The organism is Streptomyces sp. VNUA24 (genome assembly GCF_029167005.1).
Taxonomy (GTDB): Bacteria; Actinomycetota; Actinomycetes; order Streptomycetales; family Streptomycetaceae; genus Streptomyces; species Streptomyces scabiei.
On the sequence record NZ_CP119143.1, the window covers coordinates 2,193,812 to 2,211,614 of the forward strand.

At 72.5% G+C, this 17,803-nt stretch carries 16 protein-coding genes; 5 read left to right on the forward strand and 11 right to left on the reverse strand.

The window, feature by feature from the left end; translation table 11 throughout:
- Positions 1 to 15 precede the first annotated feature (15 nt).
- Positions 16 to 1,275: a histidine kinase gene (locus PYR72_RS09125; protein WP_275454831.1), complete on the reverse strand. Its 1,260-nt coding sequence runs from the start codon at positions 1,273 to 1,275 to the stop codon at positions 16 to 18.
- A gap of 162 nt (positions 1,276 to 1,437) precedes the next feature.
- On the opposite strand from PYR72_RS09125, the gene PYR72_RS09130 reads away from it, so the two are divergent.
- Positions 1,438 to 2,184 (forward strand): response regulator transcription factor, encoded by a 747-nt coding sequence (locus PYR72_RS09130; protein ID WP_275454832.1) that lies wholly within the window; start codon positions 1,438 to 1,440, stop codon positions 2,182 to 2,184.
- 65 nt (positions 2,185 to 2,249) lie between these two features.
- On the opposite strand, the gene PYR72_RS09135 is transcribed toward PYR72_RS09130, so the two are convergent.
- Both PYR72_RS09135 and PYR72_RS09140 read right to left on the reverse strand, forming a co-directional pair.
- Positions 2,250 to 2,639, reverse strand: a complete 390-nt coding sequence (locus PYR72_RS09135) for a PPOX class F420-dependent oxidoreductase (protein WP_275454833.1) — start codon at positions 2,637 to 2,639, stop codon at positions 2,250 to 2,252.
- 83 nt (positions 2,640 to 2,722) lie between these two features.
- Positions 2,723 to 3,358, reverse strand: a complete 636-nt coding sequence (locus PYR72_RS09140; RefSeq protein ID WP_275454834.1) for an HAD family acid phosphatase — start codon at positions 3,356 to 3,358, stop codon at positions 2,723 to 2,725.
- 293 nt (positions 3,359 to 3,651) lie between these two features.
- Between PYR72_RS09140 and PYR72_RS09145 the strand changes: the two genes are divergently transcribed.
- Positions 3,652 to 4,491 carry an SAM-dependent methyltransferase gene (locus PYR72_RS09145; protein WP_275454835.1) on the forward strand — a complete coding sequence of 280 codons (840 nt, stop codon included), beginning with the start codon at positions 3,652 to 3,654 and terminating at the stop codon, positions 4,489 to 4,491.
- A 150-nt stretch (positions 4,492 to 4,641) separates the two neighbouring features.
- A complete protein-coding gene (locus PYR72_RS09150) occupies positions 4,642 to 6,021 on the forward strand; it encodes a S1 family peptidase (RefSeq protein ID WP_275454836.1) in 1,380 nt (459 codons plus the stop codon).
- Positions 6,022 to 6,087: 66 nt separating this feature from the next.
- Here the strand turns inward: PYR72_RS09150 and PYR72_RS09155 are convergent, their stop codons facing one another.
- On the reverse strand, positions 6,088 to 6,258 hold the full coding sequence (locus tag PYR72_RS09155; RefSeq protein WP_005483952.1) for a hypothetical protein: 171 nt from the start codon (positions 6,256 to 6,258) through the stop codon (positions 6,088 to 6,090).
- A 90-nt stretch (positions 6,259 to 6,348) separates the two neighbouring features.
- Entirely contained in the window at positions 6,349 to 7,509 is a 1,161-nt protein-coding gene (locus tag PYR72_RS09160; RefSeq protein WP_275454837.1) for an ROK family transcriptional regulator, read from the reverse strand.
- A gap of 167 nt (positions 7,510 to 7,676) precedes the next feature.
- Between PYR72_RS09160 and PYR72_RS09165 the strand changes: the two genes are divergently transcribed.
- Positions 7,677 to 8,879, forward strand: coding sequence for a Gfo/Idh/MocA family oxidoreductase (locus PYR72_RS09165; RefSeq protein WP_275454838.1), 1,203 nt, complete (start codon positions 7,677 to 7,679; stop codon positions 8,877 to 8,879).
- Between the two features lie 40 nt (positions 8,880 to 8,919).
- On the opposite strand, the gene PYR72_RS09170 is transcribed toward PYR72_RS09165, so the two are convergent.
- Positions 8,920 to 9,615 carry a L,D-transpeptidase family protein gene (locus PYR72_RS09170; RefSeq protein ID WP_012998752.1) on the reverse strand — a complete coding sequence of 232 codons (696 nt, stop codon included), beginning with the start codon at positions 9,613 to 9,615 and terminating at the stop codon, positions 8,920 to 8,922.
- 136 nt (positions 9,616 to 9,751) lie between these two features.
- Here PYR72_RS09170 and PYR72_RS09175 point away from each other — a divergent pair, with 136 nt between their 5' ends.
- Complete coding sequence (locus tag PYR72_RS09175) at positions 9,752 to 10,237, forward strand: carboxymuconolactone decarboxylase family protein (RefSeq protein WP_037726729.1); 486 nt, start codon at positions 9,752 to 9,754, stop codon at positions 10,235 to 10,237.
- A gap of 133 nt (positions 10,238 to 10,370) precedes the next feature.
- Here the strand turns inward: PYR72_RS09175 and PYR72_RS09180 are convergent, their stop codons facing one another.
- The 5 genes from PYR72_RS09180 to pabB are packed head-to-tail and all read right to left on the reverse strand — an operon-like array spanning position 10,371 to position 17,776.
- A complete protein-coding gene (locus PYR72_RS09180; protein WP_275454839.1) occupies positions 10,371 to 11,165 on the reverse strand; it encodes an aminotransferase class IV in 795 nt (264 codons plus the stop codon).
- Between the two features lie 23 nt (positions 11,166 to 11,188).
- Positions 11,189 to 12,376, reverse strand: coding sequence for an FAD-dependent monooxygenase (locus tag PYR72_RS09185; protein WP_275454840.1), 1,188 nt, complete (start codon positions 12,374 to 12,376; stop codon positions 11,189 to 11,191).
- Positions 12,373 to 13,962, reverse strand: coding sequence for an AMP-binding protein (locus PYR72_RS09190; RefSeq protein WP_275454841.1), 1,590 nt, complete (start codon positions 13,960 to 13,962; stop codon positions 12,373 to 12,375). The genes PYR72_RS09185 and PYR72_RS09190 overlap by 4 nt, the downstream gene beginning before the upstream one ends.
- A 41-nt stretch (positions 13,963 to 14,003) precedes the next feature.
- Positions 14,004 to 15,629, reverse strand: a complete 1,626-nt coding sequence (locus PYR72_RS09195; RefSeq protein WP_275454842.1) for a benzoate-CoA ligase family protein — start codon at positions 15,627 to 15,629, stop codon at positions 14,004 to 14,006.
- Positions 15,626 to 17,776 (reverse strand): aminodeoxychorismate synthase component I, encoded by a 2,151-nt coding sequence (gene pabB, locus PYR72_RS09200; RefSeq protein ID WP_275454843.1) that lies wholly within the window; start codon positions 17,774 to 17,776, stop codon positions 15,626 to 15,628. The genes PYR72_RS09195 and pabB overlap by 4 nt, the downstream gene beginning before the upstream one ends.
- Positions 17,777 to 17,803: the final 27 nt, after the last annotated feature.

Consider the following 17,803-nt stretch of genomic DNA (forward strand, 5'->3'; position numbering starts at 1 on the left):
GCCGGGCCGGGAGGTTCAGCTCGGCGGGCGGCTCCGGGGGGCGGCCGGGAGCACGGCGAGGACCGCCCAGCCGGGTCCGTCCTCGCGCGGGCGGGCCTGGATACGGCCGCCGAGCGCGGTCACCCGCTCGGTGAGGCCGACGAGTCCGAACCCGCCGCCCCGGGCGGCCTCCGGCAGCCGGGCGCCGCCGCGTCCGTCGTCACGGACCAGGACCTCCAGGTCGCCCCGGGCGTAGCGGAGGTCGACGGTGACCTCGGTGGCGTCGGCCGCGTGCCGGCGCACGTTGGTCAGGGCCTCCTGCACCACGCGGAAGGCGGCGGCCTGCACCTCGTGCGGCAGGTCGGCGGGGACGGAGGGATCGTGGCGCAGCAGGGCGGTGTGCCCGTCGACCCCGCCGACTCCGTCGAAGCCGCGCACCAGTTCGTCGACGCCCGCCAGGTCCCCGACCGGCCGCCGGTCGCCGGTCGTCGTCTCCTCCCCGCGGTCGCGCAGGACGCCGACCGTGCGGCGCATGGAGGCCAGCGCCTCGGTCGCGGCCCGCTCGATGCCCGCGAGGACGGGGTCCAGGCGCTCGGGTTCGGTGCCGGCCATCATCCGGGCGACCTGGCTCTGCACGAGGATGCCGGTCACGTGGTGGGCGACGAAGTCGTGCAGGTCGGCGGCCATGGCGAGGCGCTCCGCCCGGCGGGTCTCGGTGACGATCCGGTTGCGGCGGTTGTCCAGGGTGCGCAGGTAGGCGGCGACGCCGGCGGCGACGCCGCCTACGATCAGCAGGATCAGGGCGGCGCCGACATTGGCGCTGTCGTCGGGCCTGAGGCCGAAGTACGGCAGCGTGAGCAGGCCCAGGGCGAGACCGTCGAGGAGTCCGCACGCCAGCGCCCAGCCGGGCGTACAGGTGCGGACGGCGACGACCAGGGCGCACACCAGCAAGGCGGCCTGTCCCACGCCGAAGCCGCCGCTGTCCCGGGCCACGACCAGGACCAGGACATTGGTCAGCGCGGCGAGGGCCGGTACGCCGGCGCGGACCTGCGGTGTCACCCAGGCCGGCCGGCGGCGCTCGGGCCACAGCAGTGCCAGCAGACCGGCGGCCAGGGAGAACAGGTGCAGCCACGGACTGCCGCTGTCGTCGTCCGTCGCCAGGAGGAGGAAGTCGGACGCGCAGACCAGGTACAGGGCGACGATGCCGCCGCCCCGGACACAGCCGGCCCGGGCGGGACGCGCCGGAGGGCCGGGGGCGTCCTCCGCGGGTTCGTCGCTGTCGAGCACGAGGTTCACGCCGCTCACAGTAGGCACCGCCACCGGTCCCCGTATCGGCCGTACGGCCGAGCCGCCGTCCTGGGCGAGCGGGAAGCCCGGCCGTTCGGCCGAGGCGGGCGCCCCCGTCGCGGTCCCCCTCCCGTGTCGTGGCTCCCCCGCGTGCTCGGGCATGATGCGCCCATGAACGACCGCAGCCCGATCCGGGTCCTGATCGCCGACGACCAGGACATGGTCCGCACCGGCTTCCGTTTCTTCCTCGACGCGCAGCCGGACATCACGGTGGTCGCGGAGGCCGCCGACGGCGAGACGGCCGTGCGGCTGGCCCGTGAGCTGCGGCCCGACGTGTGTCTGCTGGACATCCGGATGCCGAGGCTGGACGGTCTGGAGGCGACCCGGCTGCTGGCCGGTCCGAGGGTCGCCGATCCGCTGCGGGTGGTCGTGGTGACGACGTTCGACCTCGACGAGTACGTCTACGGGGCGCTGCGCGGCGGCGCCTGCGGCTTCCTGCTCAAGGACTCGGGGCCGACCCTGCTGGCCGAGGCCGTCCGGGCCGCCGCGGCGGGGGACGCGCTGGTGTCGCCGTCGGTGACGGTCCGGCTGCTCCGGCACGTCACGGCGGAGAAGGCGGAGACGACGGAAAAGACGGGGAAGACGGGGAAGTCGGGGGCGACGGAGAAGAAGCGGCAGGAGGCCGGGGCGGGCCCCGGTGCCCCGCGCCCCCAGGAGCCCTTGACCGAGCGGGAACTCGACGTGGTGCGCCTGGTCGCGCTCGGGCACACCAACGCCGAGATCGCCGCCGCGATGTTCGTCTCCCTCTCCACGGTCAAGACGCACCTCGGCAGCATCCAGCTGAAGCTCGCCGCCCGGAACCGGGTGGAGATCGCCGCGTGGGCGTGGCGGACGGGGCATGCGGGCGAGCAGGGGTGACGGCCCGCCGGTGAGCCGGGAAGGGCCGCGCGGGGCCTCGGGGTGTCGCGGGGCCCTCGGGGTGTCTACGGCGTGAGGGTGACGCGGATGCCGACCGTGTCGTCGGAGCCCCGGCGCAGTCGGCTGCCGAGCAGGGTGAGTCGGCCGAGGACGCCGTACTTGCGGGCGATGAGACCGCGGTAGGCGGCGGAGCCGGCCGCGTCCAGGATCTCGGCGCGGGCGGGCACGGTGCCGCCGGTGGGGTTGCCCCGCACGTCGCAGGGGCCGACCAGGACGTCGGCGCGGTTGCGGACGCGCTTGACCTTCCAGGAGTCCGCCACCGTCCAGACACCGAGCGCGTCCCCGTCCCGTACCACCCACACCGGTGTCGGGACGGTGGTGCCGTTCTTGCGGTAGGTGGTGAGCAGCAGGTACTTGCCCGCGCCGAGCGCGTCGAGCGAGGTGTCGTCAGCCATGGCCGGATTCTAGGTGCCCTCGGGTGCGCGGGCGCCGGAAGGGTCCGGCGGCCGTGCACCCGGGTGCCGAAGGCCGACGCGGGTCAGTCGAGCAGTCCGTCGTAGTCGGGCAGCTTGTACGTGCGCTCGGCGTGACCGCCGACCAGGTCGGTGGTGTTGTTGCCGACGTTGGCGATGATCGTGTAGCCGTCGGACTCGATGTCCGCCCGCGAGGCGGTCTTGTAGGCCGAGACCTCGGCGAACAGGTCGGGCAGGTCACGGACGTAGAGACCGTCGACGGGGTAGCCGACGTTCTTCAGGTTCCACTTGGTGACGCTCTCGATGATGCCCGGCCGGGCGGTGACGAAGAAGACGGCGACCCCGCGGGACTTGGCGTACTTGGCGAGCGCCAGGGAGGGCTTCAGGGCCGGGGTCGGCAGCTGGTACCAGGGCGTGTAGTGCGTCTCCAGCGTCGTGTTGTCGATGTCGAAGACGATGGCGAGCTTCTGCCCCGAGGAGTTCGCGGTGCGCTGCTGGACGTACGGCGTCGCCGTGTCGACGACGGTCTTCACGTCCTTCTGCCAGGTGGCGTAGTCCACCTCGGCGGCCGCCGCCGTGCCGGCCGTGGTCCCGCTCTGCGCGGCTGCCGCGGGCACCGCCGCGGTCACCGAACCGCCCAGACCCAGTACGGCCACCGCGGCGACCGTCGTGATGCGGCGTCCCACACCGCTTCCTGTCATGTTCGTCCCCTTTTTTCTCTCTGATGCCGACGCGGCGAGGTCGTCATCACCCTCGCCGCGCTCGTCATGGTCATGCCCAATGGTGGCCGGGAGACTACCCAAGAGTTACCGGTTGGTAGAAGGGTCGCGACAACCCTTGTTCCACAGCCCGCCGGCCGAGCCGGGCGGCACGCGGCGGAACCTGGCGAATCCGGGCGCCGAGAAGATCGCCGAAGTCTCGGCAAAGGCCAACCGACGGGTCTACATTGCCGGTTGGATGAAGCACCTTCACAGAAGATCCAGGAGTCGACTCCGTGACGGACAACCCGGCAGCCCCGGATTTCCCCTCGTCGCCGCTGAACCGGCGCATCGTCACCACACGGCCGGCCGCGGCGCGGATCTGGAACTACTGGCTCGGCGGCGGTGACTACTACGAGGTCGACCGGAAGGCCGGGGACGAGATACGCCGGCTGTATCCCAGCATCGGCGACTACGCCCGCGCGGACCGTCAGTTCCTGGGGCGGGCGGTGCGCCATCTGGCCGCCGAGGTGGGCATCCGGCAGTTCCTGGACATCGGCGCCGGGCTGCCGACCGCGGAGAACACCCACGAGGTCGCCCAGCACATCGCGCCGGACTCCCGGATCGTCTACGTCGACAACGACCCGCTCGTCCTCGTGCACGCCCGCGCCCTGCTGACCAGCGCGCCCGAGGGCCGCACGGACCACGTGGACGAGGACCTGCGCAACGTCGACTCCGTCCTCGCCCACGCGGCGCGCACCCTGGACCTGACCCGACCGGTCGCCCTGCTGCTGCTCGACGTGCTGGCCTTCATCCGTGACGACGAGGACCCGGACGGCATCGTGCGCCGTCTGCTGGACGCCCTGCCCCGGGGCAGTCATCTGGTGCTCTCGCACACCATCACCAGCCCGGAGTGGCCCGATGTGGACATCGCGGCCGCCTGGTGGAACGAACACGGCATCCCACCGCTGACCCAGCGCACACCGGAGCGGATCGCCCGGTTCTTCGACGGGCTCGACCTGCTGGAGCCCGGCGTCGTCCCGTGCACGCGCTGGCGGCCGGACACCGCCGGCGATCCCGCCGTCGGGGAACCGGCGACCGTACCCATGTACTGCGGAGTGGGAGCCAAGCCGTGACGGGAATCGCCGTGAACCGGACGCCGGGATACGCCGCCGCGGACCGGTGAACATGTGCCGACCGCCGCACGTATGAAAGGAGGGCGCTCAAGGACCGGACGCCCTGGCGGTGTTGACACCGTGTCGGACGGGGTTCGGGAGAGCCAGGCGATGAGGCACGCACGACGACGAGTCGTGAAGCGGGTGGCGCGGCTGACGGCCGCCGGTGGACTGATCTGCGGAACCCTGATGGTCGCGCAGGCGGCGATGGCGACCGAACCCACCACCTCCCCGCCCGTGACCCGAAGCGCGGTGCTGGCCGCCTCCGGCACCGGCAACGGCCTGGTCAGCGAACTGGGCTCCGAGCGTACGGCCGGCACCTGGATCGCCGACGACGGCAAGCCGGTCGTCGCGGTCACCGACGAGCAGGCCGCCGCCGAGGTCGAGCGGGCGGGCGCCCGTCCCAAGATGGTCGAGTTCAGCGGTGAGGACCTCAAGTCCGCCACGCGGGCGCTGCGGTCCGCGCCCCGGGTGTCGGGCACCTCCTGGGCCATCGATCCCGCGTCCAACGAGGTCGTGGTGCGGGCCGACAGCACCGTGTCCAAGAAGGACTGGTCGAGCCTGACCGACCTCGCCGAGAAGATCGGCGCGTCCGTACGGATGGAGCGCACCGAGGGCACGTACACGATGCGGCTGAACGGCGCCCAGCCCATCTTCGGCACGGGCGGACGCTGCTCGATCGGCTTCAACGTGACCGACGGCGAGCGGGACTTCATGCTCACCGCCGGTCACTGCGGTCCGGCCGGCTCCGTCTGGTTCTCCGACAACGAGGGCCGCCAGGAGATCGGCCGGACGACCGAGTCGGAGTTCCCCGGCAGCGACTACTCGCTCGTGCAGTACCTCCAGGACGCGCCGAGCAACCGCACCAACGTGGTCTCGGTGGGTGACGGCCGGGGCGTGCGGATCACCTCGGTCGGGGAGGCGGCGGTCGGCCAGCGCGTCTTCCGCAGCGGCAGCACCAGCGGTTTCCGCAACGGCGAGGTGACCGGCCTGGACGCCACGGTCAACTACCCCGAGGGCACCGTCAGCGGCCTCATCGAGACCACGGTCTGCGCCGAGCCGGGCGACAGCGGCGGCCCGCTCTTCTCGGAGGGGGTGGCCCTGGGGGTGACCTCGGGCGGCAACGGGGACTGCGAGGAGGGCGGTACGACGTTCTTCCAGCCGCTGTCCGACGCCCTGGACGACCTCGGTGTCCGGCTGACCGGCCTGCCCCAGTCCGCCGCCCAGCCGACCGCGGCGGCCGACGGTTCGTCCGGCGACGACGCCCAGGGCGCCGCCGCTCCCGGCGGGGCCGAGCCGGGGTCCGTGGAGCCCGTCGACTCCGTGGGCGCCGCCTCCGATCTCCTCGACCGCCTCGCCGACCCCCGCAACGTCGGGCCCGGTCTGCTGGTCGTCGCCGGCAGCATGGTCGCCCTGGCGGCCACCCGCTTCATCCGCACCGAACAGGACCGGCAGGCGTACCGCCGTCAGTACTCGAGGAGTTGGGGGTAGAGGTCCACGCCCTGCGCGATGTGCGCTCCCGGCGCTCCGTGCCCCGCGAGGGGCGCGGCCGGCGGACTACGAGGCGGCGGCCCACTCCAGGACCAGACGCTCGTACTCGCTCCGCTGCTCCCTGTTCAACGTCCCGCCGCTCCGGAACCAGAGCGCCCGGATCTCCTCGTTGACCTCGGCGGCCGTTCGCGCCGGTACTTCCGCTCTTTCCAGGACGACATCAGGGGTAGTGGACATGGTGTAAACCATATGTCCTCGAACGTGAAGCCGATGTGAGTAAAGGTCCCACTTCAGACATTACGGACCGTGAAGCTGATCACGCTGCGTTTACGGCTCCACGCTCCCGAGCACGAGGACCTGAATGGCCAGCACGGCGGCCCCCCGTGCCCAGTCGTGAAAGTCGGACACCTTCGTCTCCAGCGGGACGGGCGCGGCCAGCGGGTGCCGGTGCGCGCGGACGGCCTCGTCGACCGCCTCCCGCGCCACCTCCATCAGCCCCACCCCCTCCCCCGCGAGCAGGATCTTCTGCGGCATCACGAAGTTGGCGATCTGGGCCACCAGCGTCCCCAGCGCCCGCCCCGCCTCGCCGACGACCCGCGCGCACAGGGGCTCGCCGTCGGCCGCGCCGGCCAGGATCTCCTCGTACGTCACCTCGCGCCCCGTCGCCGCCCGCACCTGGTACCGGATGGCGGGGATGCTCAGCATCGAGACGGCGCTGCCGCGCCGGCCGTCGGGGGTGAGCGGGCCGGCGGGGTCCACGATCCAGTGGCGGCCGAAGCCCCGGTCCTCCTCCGCGTGCGCCACCCGCCTGCCGCCCAGGACCAGGCCGTAGCCGATGCCCGCGCCGATGGTGAGCACCACGAACCGGTCCAGGCCGCGCCCCGCGCCGAACCAGGTCTCCGCCTCGACGAGCGCGGCGACGTCGTTCTCGAGGACCACCGGCAGTCCGGTGCGCTCCTCGACGAGTGCGGCCAGCGGGACGTCGCGCCACGACAGGAAGGGGGACTCCCCGACCGTCGTACGGTCGCGGACGAACCCGCCGACCCCGATGCCGATCCCGGCGAGCGAGGGATGGGCGCGGGCGAGCCGGTCGGTCATCTCGGCGAGCAGATCGGCGACCCGTGCGGGTTCATGGGTGGTGAGCGGGCGGTCGTGCCGGGCGACGATCTCGCTGCGGAGCGTGGTGACGACGCCGTACACCATGTCGTCGGTGATCTTGAAGCCGAGGAAGGAGCAGGACTCGGCGACGATGTCCAGCGGCTGCGAGGGGCGACCCTGACGGGCCCCCGGGAGCGCGGCACCCTCGGCGGTCTCGACCAGCAGGCCCGATTCGGTCAGCGGCTTGGTCAGTCGCGTGAGACTTCCGGCCGAGAGGCCGAGCCGCCGGGCGAGTTCCGTGCGCGAGAGCGGACCGTGCACGAGCACCTCGATCGCCACCGAGCGTTCCCCGGGACTGAGCGGCAGCCAACTGGCGGCGAGTGCGGTCATGGGGGCCAGACTCCCACATCCAGTTTCTTCCGTCATGGAAACAACCAGTCCCCCTCGACCGCCCCGATCGCTACCGAAAGATAACCACGCACCCCCTTGACGTCACAATTCTTTCGCGACGAAAGTAAGTGGGCAGTGACTCCTCCGCAGAGAAGGACATTCCTCACATGACGTTCTCCCTCGGCATCGTGGGCGCCGGCCAGTTCTCCGGCCAGTTCGCCACGCTGTTCCAGGCCCACCCCGGCGTCGGCGACGTCTACGTCACGGACCTGCTGCCCGAGCGGGCCGACGAGCTCGTGGCCGCCCAGGGACTGGCCGGCACCTTCCCCTCGTACGAGGCCATGCTGGAGTCGCCGGAGGTCGACGCGGTCGCGATCTTCACCCAGCGCTGGACGCACGGCCCGCTGGTGCTCCAGGGGCTGGCGGCCGGAAAGCACGTCTACTCGGCCGTGCCCATGGCGATCACCACCGAGGAGATCGCGGCGATCATCGACGCGGTCCGGGAGACCGGGCTGACGTACATGATGGGCGAGACGAGCCAGTACAACCCGGCGACGGTGCACGCCCGCAACCAGATCGCCGAGGGCGCGTTCGGCCGGATCTTCTACGCCGAGGGCGACTACGTCCACGACATGGACCTCGGCTTCTACGAGGCCTACCAGTACAGCGGCGGCGAGGACTGGAAGCGGACCGCGAGCTACCCCCCGCTGCTCTACCCGACCCACTCGGTGGGCGGCGTGCTGGGCGCCTGGGGGACGCACGCGGTGAGCGTGTCGGCGATCGGGGTCGTGGACGAGCGCGGGGACGGCGTGTTCGACAAGGAGGTCAGCCAGTTCGGCAACGACTTCTCGAACGCGACCGCGCTGTTCGAGGTGGCGGGCGGCGGTTCGTTCCGCACGAACGAGTTCCGGCGGGTCGGCTACCCCTCGCAGATCCGGGAGTCGCGCTTCCGGTTCTTCGGCACCGAGGCCAGCATGGAGCAGCTCGCCACGGTGGCGTTCTGGCAGGACAAGAAGGGGGTGACGGACATCAGCGAGCTGCTGGAGCCCAAGCAGACCCTGTCCCCCGACGACCCCTCGCTCCAGCACATCGCGCCGGACCTGCGGGCCGCCTTCACCTCCGGGTCGGCGCCGGTGCACGACCGGTCCCGGCTGCCGCGGGAGTTCGACGAACTGCACAACGGGCACGAGGGCAGCCACCACTTCCTGGTGGACGACTTCGTGACCGCCGTCAACACCCGGACCCTGCCGTCGGTCAACGCCTGGGTGGCGGCCCGTTACACCCTGCCGGGCATCGTCGCGCACGAGTCCGCGCGGCAGGGCGGGGTCAGGCTGGAGATCCCGGACTTCGGGGACGCCCCCGAGGCGTGACGTCCCGCCACCGGCCGCCGGCCGGGCCCCCGACCCCCCGTCAGGTGCCCGGCTTGCGGCCGTACACGTAGACGTCGTCGCCGTTCTTCAGCAGCGACCAGTACTTCTTGGCGTCCGTCTTCGTCATGTTGGCGCAGCCGTGGGAGCCGGGCGGGTTCCACATGCTGACGCCGACGGAGTGGAAGGCCTGGCCGCCGTCGAAGAACTGGGCGTAGGGCATGGGCACGTGGTAGATCGACGAGACGTGGTCGATGTTGCGCCAGTAGATCTTCTTCAGGCCGGTGCGGGTCTCGTAGCCGTCGCGGCCGGTGCGGACCGGGACGGGCCCGTAGACCAGCTTGCCGCCGTCCTGGATCCAGCTCAGCTGCAGCGTCAGGTTCACACAGGCGATACGGCCCTTGTTCGTCGGGCACTTGCCCGCCGCGTTGGGGTTCTTGCCCACGGCCTTCTGCTTGTTCATGAGGTCCATCACGCCCCAGGTGACGGCGCCCGCGTAGCCGATGTTCGGCGAGATGCCGTGCTTGGTCTGGAAGGCCCTGATGGCCTCGCAGTCGGCGGTGGACTGCTTGCCGTCGACCGGCCGCCCGAGGAACTTCTCCACCTGCTTCTGGTACGGACCCTTCGTCGCCGTGCAACTCGCCGCCTGCGCGGGCGTGATGCCCATCGCGAGCGTCAGCGGTGCCAGCAGACCGGTGACCGTGAGCGCGACCGCGCCTCTTCTGCGTATGTCCCCCATGCCGGGTCCTCCCCCTTCGCGTGATTTTCGCTGCTTCTGCCTGCCTAGACATGCCGCCGACGGCCACGGTTGTGGGTCGGCCCACGTCGAGACGAAACAGTTACACAGCCTGGAATTCGGATATAGGGTTCCCCTCATGAGCAACAGTCATTCCCCGTCTCGTGTGGCCCTCAAGAAAACAACTCCCGATGTGTCCAAGGCGATGGGCTCCCTGCACGGCGCCGCCGTTACCGCGGCCCAGGACGCGAAGGTCGAGCCCGAGATACTCGAACTGATCAGAATTCGCGCCTCGCAGATCAACGGCTGTGCGTTCTGCCTGGACATGCACACCAAGGACGCCCGCGCCCAGGGCGAGACCGAGCAGCGGATCTACGCGCTCAGCGCCTGGCGCGAGACCCCCTTCTTCACCGAACGGGAGCGCGCCGCACTGGCGTTGACCGAGGCGGTGACACTGGTCACCGACGGCCAGGTGCCCGACGACGTCTACGCGGGCGCGGCGGAGGTGTTCGACGAGGAGCAGATCGCGGCACTGATCTGGGCGGCCACGGTGATCAACGCGTACAACCGGATCGCGATCGCCACCCGTATGGTTCCCGGGGCCTACCAGCCCGCCCAGAAATAACTCCGAGGCATTCGCGCACCTTTCGCCGCGATTTCCGAAAACGCTTGCAGCGCCGGGCCGAATTCCTTTCGACCCGGCGCTTTTCACGCCCATATCCGGATGTCGGTATTGCTGTCGGTATGTCGCTGTGGGTTCAGTCCCGCGGCAGCGGCTCCATGAGACCGTCCAGCCATGCCCGCCACCGGGGGGCCCGGACGGCCGGGCCGGGGGTCATCGGGCGCCCGGTCCAGGCGGCGACCGGGCGGATGCCGTGGAGCGCGTTCACCAGCCACACCTCGCGGCCGTCCAGTTCGGCGAGCGAGCGTTCGCGGTGGGCGACCTGGACGCCGGTGCGGGCGGCCCGTTCCCGGACGAGGGCCAGGGTGACACCGGCGAGCAGGGGCAGGCGGGGCGGCGGCAGGCAGAGGGTGTCGTCCTCCCACCACAGCAGGCTGGAGTTGGCCGCCTCCAGCACCAGGCCGGAGGGCGCGATGAGGACGGCCTCGTCGGCGCCGGCGTTCGCCGCCCGTCCGCGCACCCGGGCCAGGGCGTCCAGGTCCGGTCCCTTGCGCCGGGGCACGGTCCGCGGGTCGGGCTGACCTGCCGCCCACACCCGCACCTCGGCGGTGACGGTCGGCGCGGGGCGCAGCAGAAGGCGCAACTCCAGGGACCCGGAGGCGAGTTCGACCCGGGGGAACCACTCCCCCGTGCGCGGCAGGGCGCGGGTCATGTCCCGCCAGAAGTCGGCGACCCGCTCCGGGGCCGGGGCGCCGCACTCGCCGCAGGACCGCAGGAACCGTTCGCGGTGCCGGTCGAAGCCGCGCACCCGTCCGTCGCGCAGCAGCCACGAGTCCGCGACGAGGAGGCGGCCGCCGTGCGACTGGCCGGGGACGAGGCCGTGTTCGGGTGACCAGGTCAGCAGACCTTCCGCGATGGCGGGTGGTGTCACTCGGTGCTCCTGTCGGTCTTCGGTCAGTACTTGCGGCCCGCGACGGCCGGGGAGCCGTGCCGGGGGCCGTAGGGGGCGTGCTCCAGCCAGGCGCCGCAGCGGGGCACCAGGGGAGCGAGGGCCGCCGCCGCCCGCTGTTTGACGCGGACGATACGGCGCCGGGGCCGCAGGTGGTCCAGGGCCGTGCCGGCGGCGGCACTGTTGAACAGGCCCGCCGAGCGCCGGACCTCGGCGAAGGCGTCGACCGCCACGGGGGTGCCGTCGGCGATCGCGCGGGCCGCGGCGACCGCGTCCGCGATGCCGCTGTTCATGCCGCGCGCGCCGAACGGCGGGAAGAGGTGGGCGGCCTCGCCGGCCAGCAGCACCCGGCGGTGCGGGTCGGTGAAGGCGGCGGCGACCTTGCGCAGGAAGCGGTAGGTGGACACCCACAGGACGCGCTCGGCGTACCCGTCGCCGACGACCTCCGGCAGCCAGCGCCGTACGGCCTCCTCGGTGCCGAACTCCCGCGTCGCGTCGTCGTCGCGGCACTGCAGGTCGACCTGGAAGCCTCCGGTGAAGGGCACGCGCATCACGCTGCGCCCGCCGAGCGCCGGATGCTCGTAGTGGAAGACCCGCTCCAGGGGCAGTTCGGCGCCGGGGAGGTCGGCGATGTCGGCGACGACGTGGAAGCCCTCGCCGTGGGTGCCCTCCATCGGGATGCCCAGCTCGCGCCGTACGGCCGAGCGGGCACCGTCGGCGGCCACCGCGTGGACACCGGTCCAGGTGCGGCCGTCCTCGGCGGTGAGGCGTACCCCGTCCGGGTCGGTGGTCACGGCGGCGATCCGCGCGTCCCACACGAACTCCACGCCCGCGTCCCGGCAGGCGGCGAGCAGGAAGCGCTCGGTGTCGACCTGGCGGAGGCTGGTGAAGGGCGGGGTGCCGGCGGGCGGCGGGAAGGTGCGGGCGTAGACCTCGCGGCCCCGGTACAGGGTGCGTCTGGTGTGCCAGGTCCGGCCGTACGAGGCGATCTTGACCGCGAGTCCGGGGTGGATGCCCTCCAGCAGGTCCAGGGTCTCGCGGTGCACGAACAGGGCGCGGCTGCCGGGGCGTTCGCGGCCCTCGGGGTCGCCTTCGAGGAGCGTGACGGGGAGGTCGTGGGCGCGCAGGGCGAGGGCGGCGCTCAGGCCCACGGGGCCGGCGCCCACGACGAGGACGGGGACGGGGGGCGTCATGCGCGGGTGCTCTCGGTGAGCATGCGGGTGATCTCGACCCGCTTGACCTTCCAGGTGGACGTCATCGGCAGTTCCTCGAAGCGCCACTGGCGGGGCTCGGCCATGGTCGGCAGGTCGGCCGTGGCCTCGTGCCAGCGCCGCAGGTCCAGGGGGCGTTCGCCGCGCACGCACACCACGGGGACGGGTTCCCGGTCGGCGCCGGGGACGATGACGACCTCGCGCAGCTCCTCCAGGCGGGACATCAGGGTGTCCTCGACCTCCAGGTTGCTGTGCACGGCGTCGATCTGGTCGATCTCGCGGTCGATGAGGTAGAGGGCGCCCCAGCGGCTCTGGTAGCCCATGTCGCCCATCTGCCACCAGCCGCCGTCGAGCTGGCGGAGGTAGCGCTCGCGGGCGCCGAGGTAGGTGAGGATGCGGCCCCGGGTGCGGGCCTCGATCCGGCCCGCCGTGCCGGGGGCCACCCGGCGTCCGGCGTCGTCGGCGACCCGGACGCGGGTGAAGCCGGGGATGCCGATGCCGACCCGGCGGCCGTCGGCGCGGGCGGCGCTGCGGCGGGTGAACCACTGGAAGGCCACCGGGCCCGTCTCGCTCTGTCCGTAGAGCTGGATCAGCCACGGCGAGCGCCGCCGGGAGGCGTCCAGCAGCCGCTGCACGGTGCGCGGGTGGATGGCGTCGAAGGTGGAGCCGTAGGAGCGGACGCGGGACAGCGGGGCTCCGGGCGCGTCGGCCAGTTCCTCCCACAGGACGAAGGTGTTGGGGTGGGTCTCGACGATGCCGGGACGGTGGCGGGCCAGCAGGGGTCCCACGTTCGACGGTTCCGGATCGATGATCAGGACCAGCGGGCTGCCGAAGTGCAGCAGGACGCCGAGCAGGTGGTAGAAGCGCGAGTGCACGAACGACATGTGCAGGGCGGCGGTCTCGCCGCGCGTGGGCCAGCCCATCGCCTTCTGCGGGACGAGCCGGTTCCACATGGTGTTCGGGCAGTGCACGGCCAGCTTGGGCAGGCCGGTGGTGCCGGAGCTGTGGGTGATGAGGGACGGGTCGCGGGGGTGGAGCCGGACGGCCGCCGGGGTCGGGGCTCCCGCGTACGTCCGCAGGGGTTCGGCGCCGGGCGCGTCGTCGACGGCGAGGGTGCGCCGTACCAGGCCGGTGAGGGCGATGTCCGCGAGGGGGCCTTCCAGCTTCGCGCGGTCGGTGATCAGCCAGGGACGGTGGAGGCGTTCGAGGAGCTGTCCCACCACGGGGCCCGCGAGGCCGGGCGACAGCAGGACGGGGACGGCGCCGATACGGGAGACCGCGCAGGTCAGCAGCACGATGTCGACGTTGTCCGTCTTGTGGACGACCACCTCCTCGGAGGGGCGCACGCCCGCCTCCCACAGGAGGCCGGAGAGTTCGTCGACGACGTCGGCGAGGGCCGTGTAGGAGAGGTCGGTCCCGAGGTCGGGGCGGACGTCGAGGGGCCGGTCCAGGGTGACGAAGACGGGCCCGTGCCGGTCGGCGGCCTCTCTGAACATCGAGCCCAGGTAGAAGCCGCGTCCGGTGAGGCCGAGGGCGGGCTGCCGGTCGGCCTGGAGCTGGTCGCGCATGGGACCGGACCTTTCTGCGGGGACGAGGGTGCCGGACATGCTCACCACGCCCCTTGGCGGACGAGGTGCCGGCGGAGCTTGCCGGTCGCGGTGCGGGGCAGGGTGGGCACGAAGCTGACGCTGCGGGGGACCTTGAAGGCGGCGAGCCGGTCGCGGGCCATGCAGATCAGTTCGGCCTCCAGGCCCACCCCGATGGGCGGGACGGGGACGACGAAGGCCCGCAGCCGGCTGGCGCCGCGTTCGTCGGTGACCGCGGCCACGGCGACGTCCCGGACCCCGGGATGGGTGCGCAGCAGGGCCTCGACCTCCAGCGGGGAGACGGTGATGCCGCCGACCATCTCCATGTCGTCGGCCCGGCCCAGGTGCCGGTAGGTGCCGTCGGGTTCGCGGACGGCCCGGTCCCGGGTGTTGAGCCAGCCGCCGACGAGGGTGCGCTCGGTCTCCTCGGGCCGGTTGAGGTAGCCGGGGGTCACCGTCGGGCCGCGCACCCAGAGTTCGCCGGCCTCTCCGTCCGCGACCTGGGCGCCGGCGCGGTCGCGGAGTTCGACCTCGAAGCCGGGGACGGGGCGGCCGACGGTGCCGGGGTGGTTGTGGTCGAAGCTGTTCGCGCAGAAGGCGTGTCCGGCCTCGGTGGAGCCGATCTGTTCGAGGACGGGGGCGCCGAGCAGTTCGGTGACCTGCTTGCCGAGTCCGGCGGGCATGCCCTCACCGGCGGACACCGCCGCGCGCACCGAGGCGAAGCACTCCTCGTGGCCGTCCGCCCGGTCGGCGACGAGGGCCGCGTAGGCCGAGGGCACCGAGTACAGGAGGGTCACCCGGTGCCGGGCGACGAGTTCGTCGACCGCCGCGGGGGTGGGACGGCGGTCGGAGAGGACCGCGGAGGATCCGGAGAACAGGGGGAAGACGAGGGCGTTGCCGAACCCGTAGGCGAAGTACAGCCGGGAGACGGACAGGGTGACGTCGTCCGGGGTGACGCGCAGGAGCCGGCGGCCGATGAGGTCGTGGTAGGTCCGGGGGTCGCCGTGGACGTGGACGACACCCTTGGGGCGGCCGGTGGTCCCGGAGGTGTACTGGATGTAGAGCGGGGTGTGGGCGTCCACGGGGTGGGCGTGCGGGGTCGGGAGGGCCGTGGCGCTCAGGGCCGTCAGCTGGTCCGAACCCAGCCGCGGGGGCGAGGCGACGGCGCCGCCGCGGGCCGGGCGGTGCCGCTCGATGCCCCGCGGCGGGACCGCGGACGCCGCGGCCGCGCGCGGGGTCCGGGGCGCCGGGATCCAGGAGTCCAGTGCCGGTCCGGTGACCCAGAGCACCGCCTCGGTGTCCTCCGCCATGAACTGCAGTTCCGGCGGGGTGAGTTCGGGGTTCACCAGGACCGCGACCGCGCCCAGGCGGGCCAGGGCGAGGAACGTGGTGACCCAGGTGACGGAGTCCGGCAGGGCGAGGAGGACACGGTCGCCGGGACGGACGCCGTGGTCGGCGAGGACGGTGGCGGTACGGGCCGCGAGGTCGTGCACCTCACCGTGGGAGTAGGCCCGGTGGCCCTGGTGGAAGGCCGGACGGCCGGTCCAGCCGCGGCGCTCGGCGAGGGCCGCGAGGTGTGCCGCGAGGTTGCCGGGGGCGCCCGCGTCGGCGGGGAGCCGGGTGGGCTGCGCCGTGGTCGTGATCGTCATCGCGTCGGCTCCTCGGTGGCTGCCGGGGCTACGGCGTGCTCCCGGGTGACGGCCGGGGCGGAGGTGTGCTCCCGGTGGGCACGCATCAGTGCCGCGGTCTTCAGCAGCATCTCGTCGTACTCGGCGGCCGGATCGGAGTCGAGGACGATCGCGCCGCCCGCGCCCAGATGCATACGGCCGCCCTGGAACACGGCGGTGCGGATGACGATGTTGAGGTCCGCGCCGCCGGAGCACCCGAGGTAGCCGAGGGCTCCGGAGTACACACCGCGCGCCTCGGTCTCCAGCGAGTCGATGATCTCCAGCGTGCGGAGCTTGGGCGCCCCGGTCATCGATCCGCCGGGGAAGCAGGCCCGGACGCAGTCGACGGCGCCGGTGCCCTCGCGCAGTCTGCCTTCGACCGTGGAGACCAGCTGGTGCACCGTGGCGTAGGTCTCGGTGGCCATCAGGCGGGTGACCTGTACGGAGCCGGTCCGCGAGACCCGGCCGAGGTCGTTGCGGAGCAGGTCGACGATCATCAGGTTCTCGGCGCGCGTCTTGGGGTCCGCCGCCAGGTCCTCGCGCAGCCTCTCGTCCTCCTCCGGGGTGGCGCCGCGGGGGGCGGTGCCCTTGATGGGCTTGGCCTCGGCGATGCCGTCGCGGGTGATCCTCAGGAACCGCTCGGGCGACGAGCCCGCGATGTCGAGGTCGCCGAACCTCAGGAAGGCCGCGTACGGCGCCGGGTTGATGCGGCGCAGCACCCGGTAGAAGTCGTAGGGGTCGTACGGGGCGGGTAACCGGGCCGCGTTGGTCAGACAGATCTCGTAGCTGGTGCCCGCGTTCAGCTCGGCCTTGCAGGCGTCGATGTCGGCGAGGTAGGTGGCGCGGTCGCGGACGAGCCAGGGTTCGGCGGCGCGCGGGTAGGGTGCCGCGGCCGACCGCAGGGGGACGGTGGTGTCCGAGCCGACGAAGGTCAGCTGGGCCAGCACGGTGTCGAGCCAGTCGCCGGCCTCGCGGGCGGCCGCGGGGGTGTCCTCGGCCAGGCAGACGGCGTAGGTGTGGCCCTCCTCGTGGTCCACCGCGATCAGCCGGTCCGCGAACAGCCAGGCGGCGTCCGGGGTCTCGGCCCTGTGCCGGTTGGGGGAGCCGGTGTCGGCCTTGAGTTCGTAGCCGAAGTAGCCGACGTAGCCGCCGGTGAAGTCGAAGGGCAGGCCGGTCGCGTCGACCTTGCGGCTCGCCAGCTGCCGCTTCAGGTAGTCGAAGACGCTCGCCCCGACCCGGCGGGTGGGCCGTCCGTCCCGCTCGATCTCGCAGACGCCGCTGTCGACGTCGTAGCGGACGACCTCGGCCAGCGGACCGCTGCCGTCGCCGAAGAAGGAGAACCGGGACGCTCCCCGCTCGACGCGGGAGCTGTCCAGCCAGAAGGCGTGCGGCGCGTCGGCGTACATGCGGGTGAAGGCGGCCTCGGCGTCGACCGCGCCGGCGATCCGGCGGGTGTGCAGCCGGTAGGCGGGCCCCGGGGCCCTGCGGGGGCGGGGGATCGCACCGCTGAGGGGGATGACCGCGGTGTTGTGGGTGCGCGGGCTGCCGGCCCGTTCCTCCGTGAGGTCACGGAAGTTGACCAGCAGGCGCCGGCCGTGGTCGGTCAGGATCGACTCGGGGTGGAACTGCACGCCCCACAGGGGCCGTTCGCGGTGCCGCAGTCCCATCAGGACGCCGTCCTCGGCCCAGGCGGTGGGCTCCAGGGTCGGGGGCAGCGGCTCGCGCACGGACAGCGAGTGGTAGCGCACGACCGTGAAGTTCTGGGGCAGCCCACGGAACAGGTCGCGGCCGTCGTGCCGGACCGTGGAGAGGTGTCCGTGGCGCGGCCACGGGGCGGGCTCCACGGTGGCCCGCTCGCCCGCCGCGATGCCCTGATGGCCCAGGCAGACGCCGAGCACGGGGATCTCGGCCTCGGCGATCACCCGGGCGGCGATGCCGAAGTCGCGCGGCTGCGAGGGGTGGCCGGGGCCCGGCGACACCACCACGTTGTCGAATTCCCGCAGCTCCGGAATGCTTTCCGCCGGAGCGTCGTTGAGCACGACCACCGGTTCCTCGCCGTTGACCTGGGCGATCAGCTGGAACAGGTTGTACGTGTACGAGTCATAATTGTCGATGAGCAGGGTCTTCACCCGCCCACCCCCCTCTGTTCGTTCGCG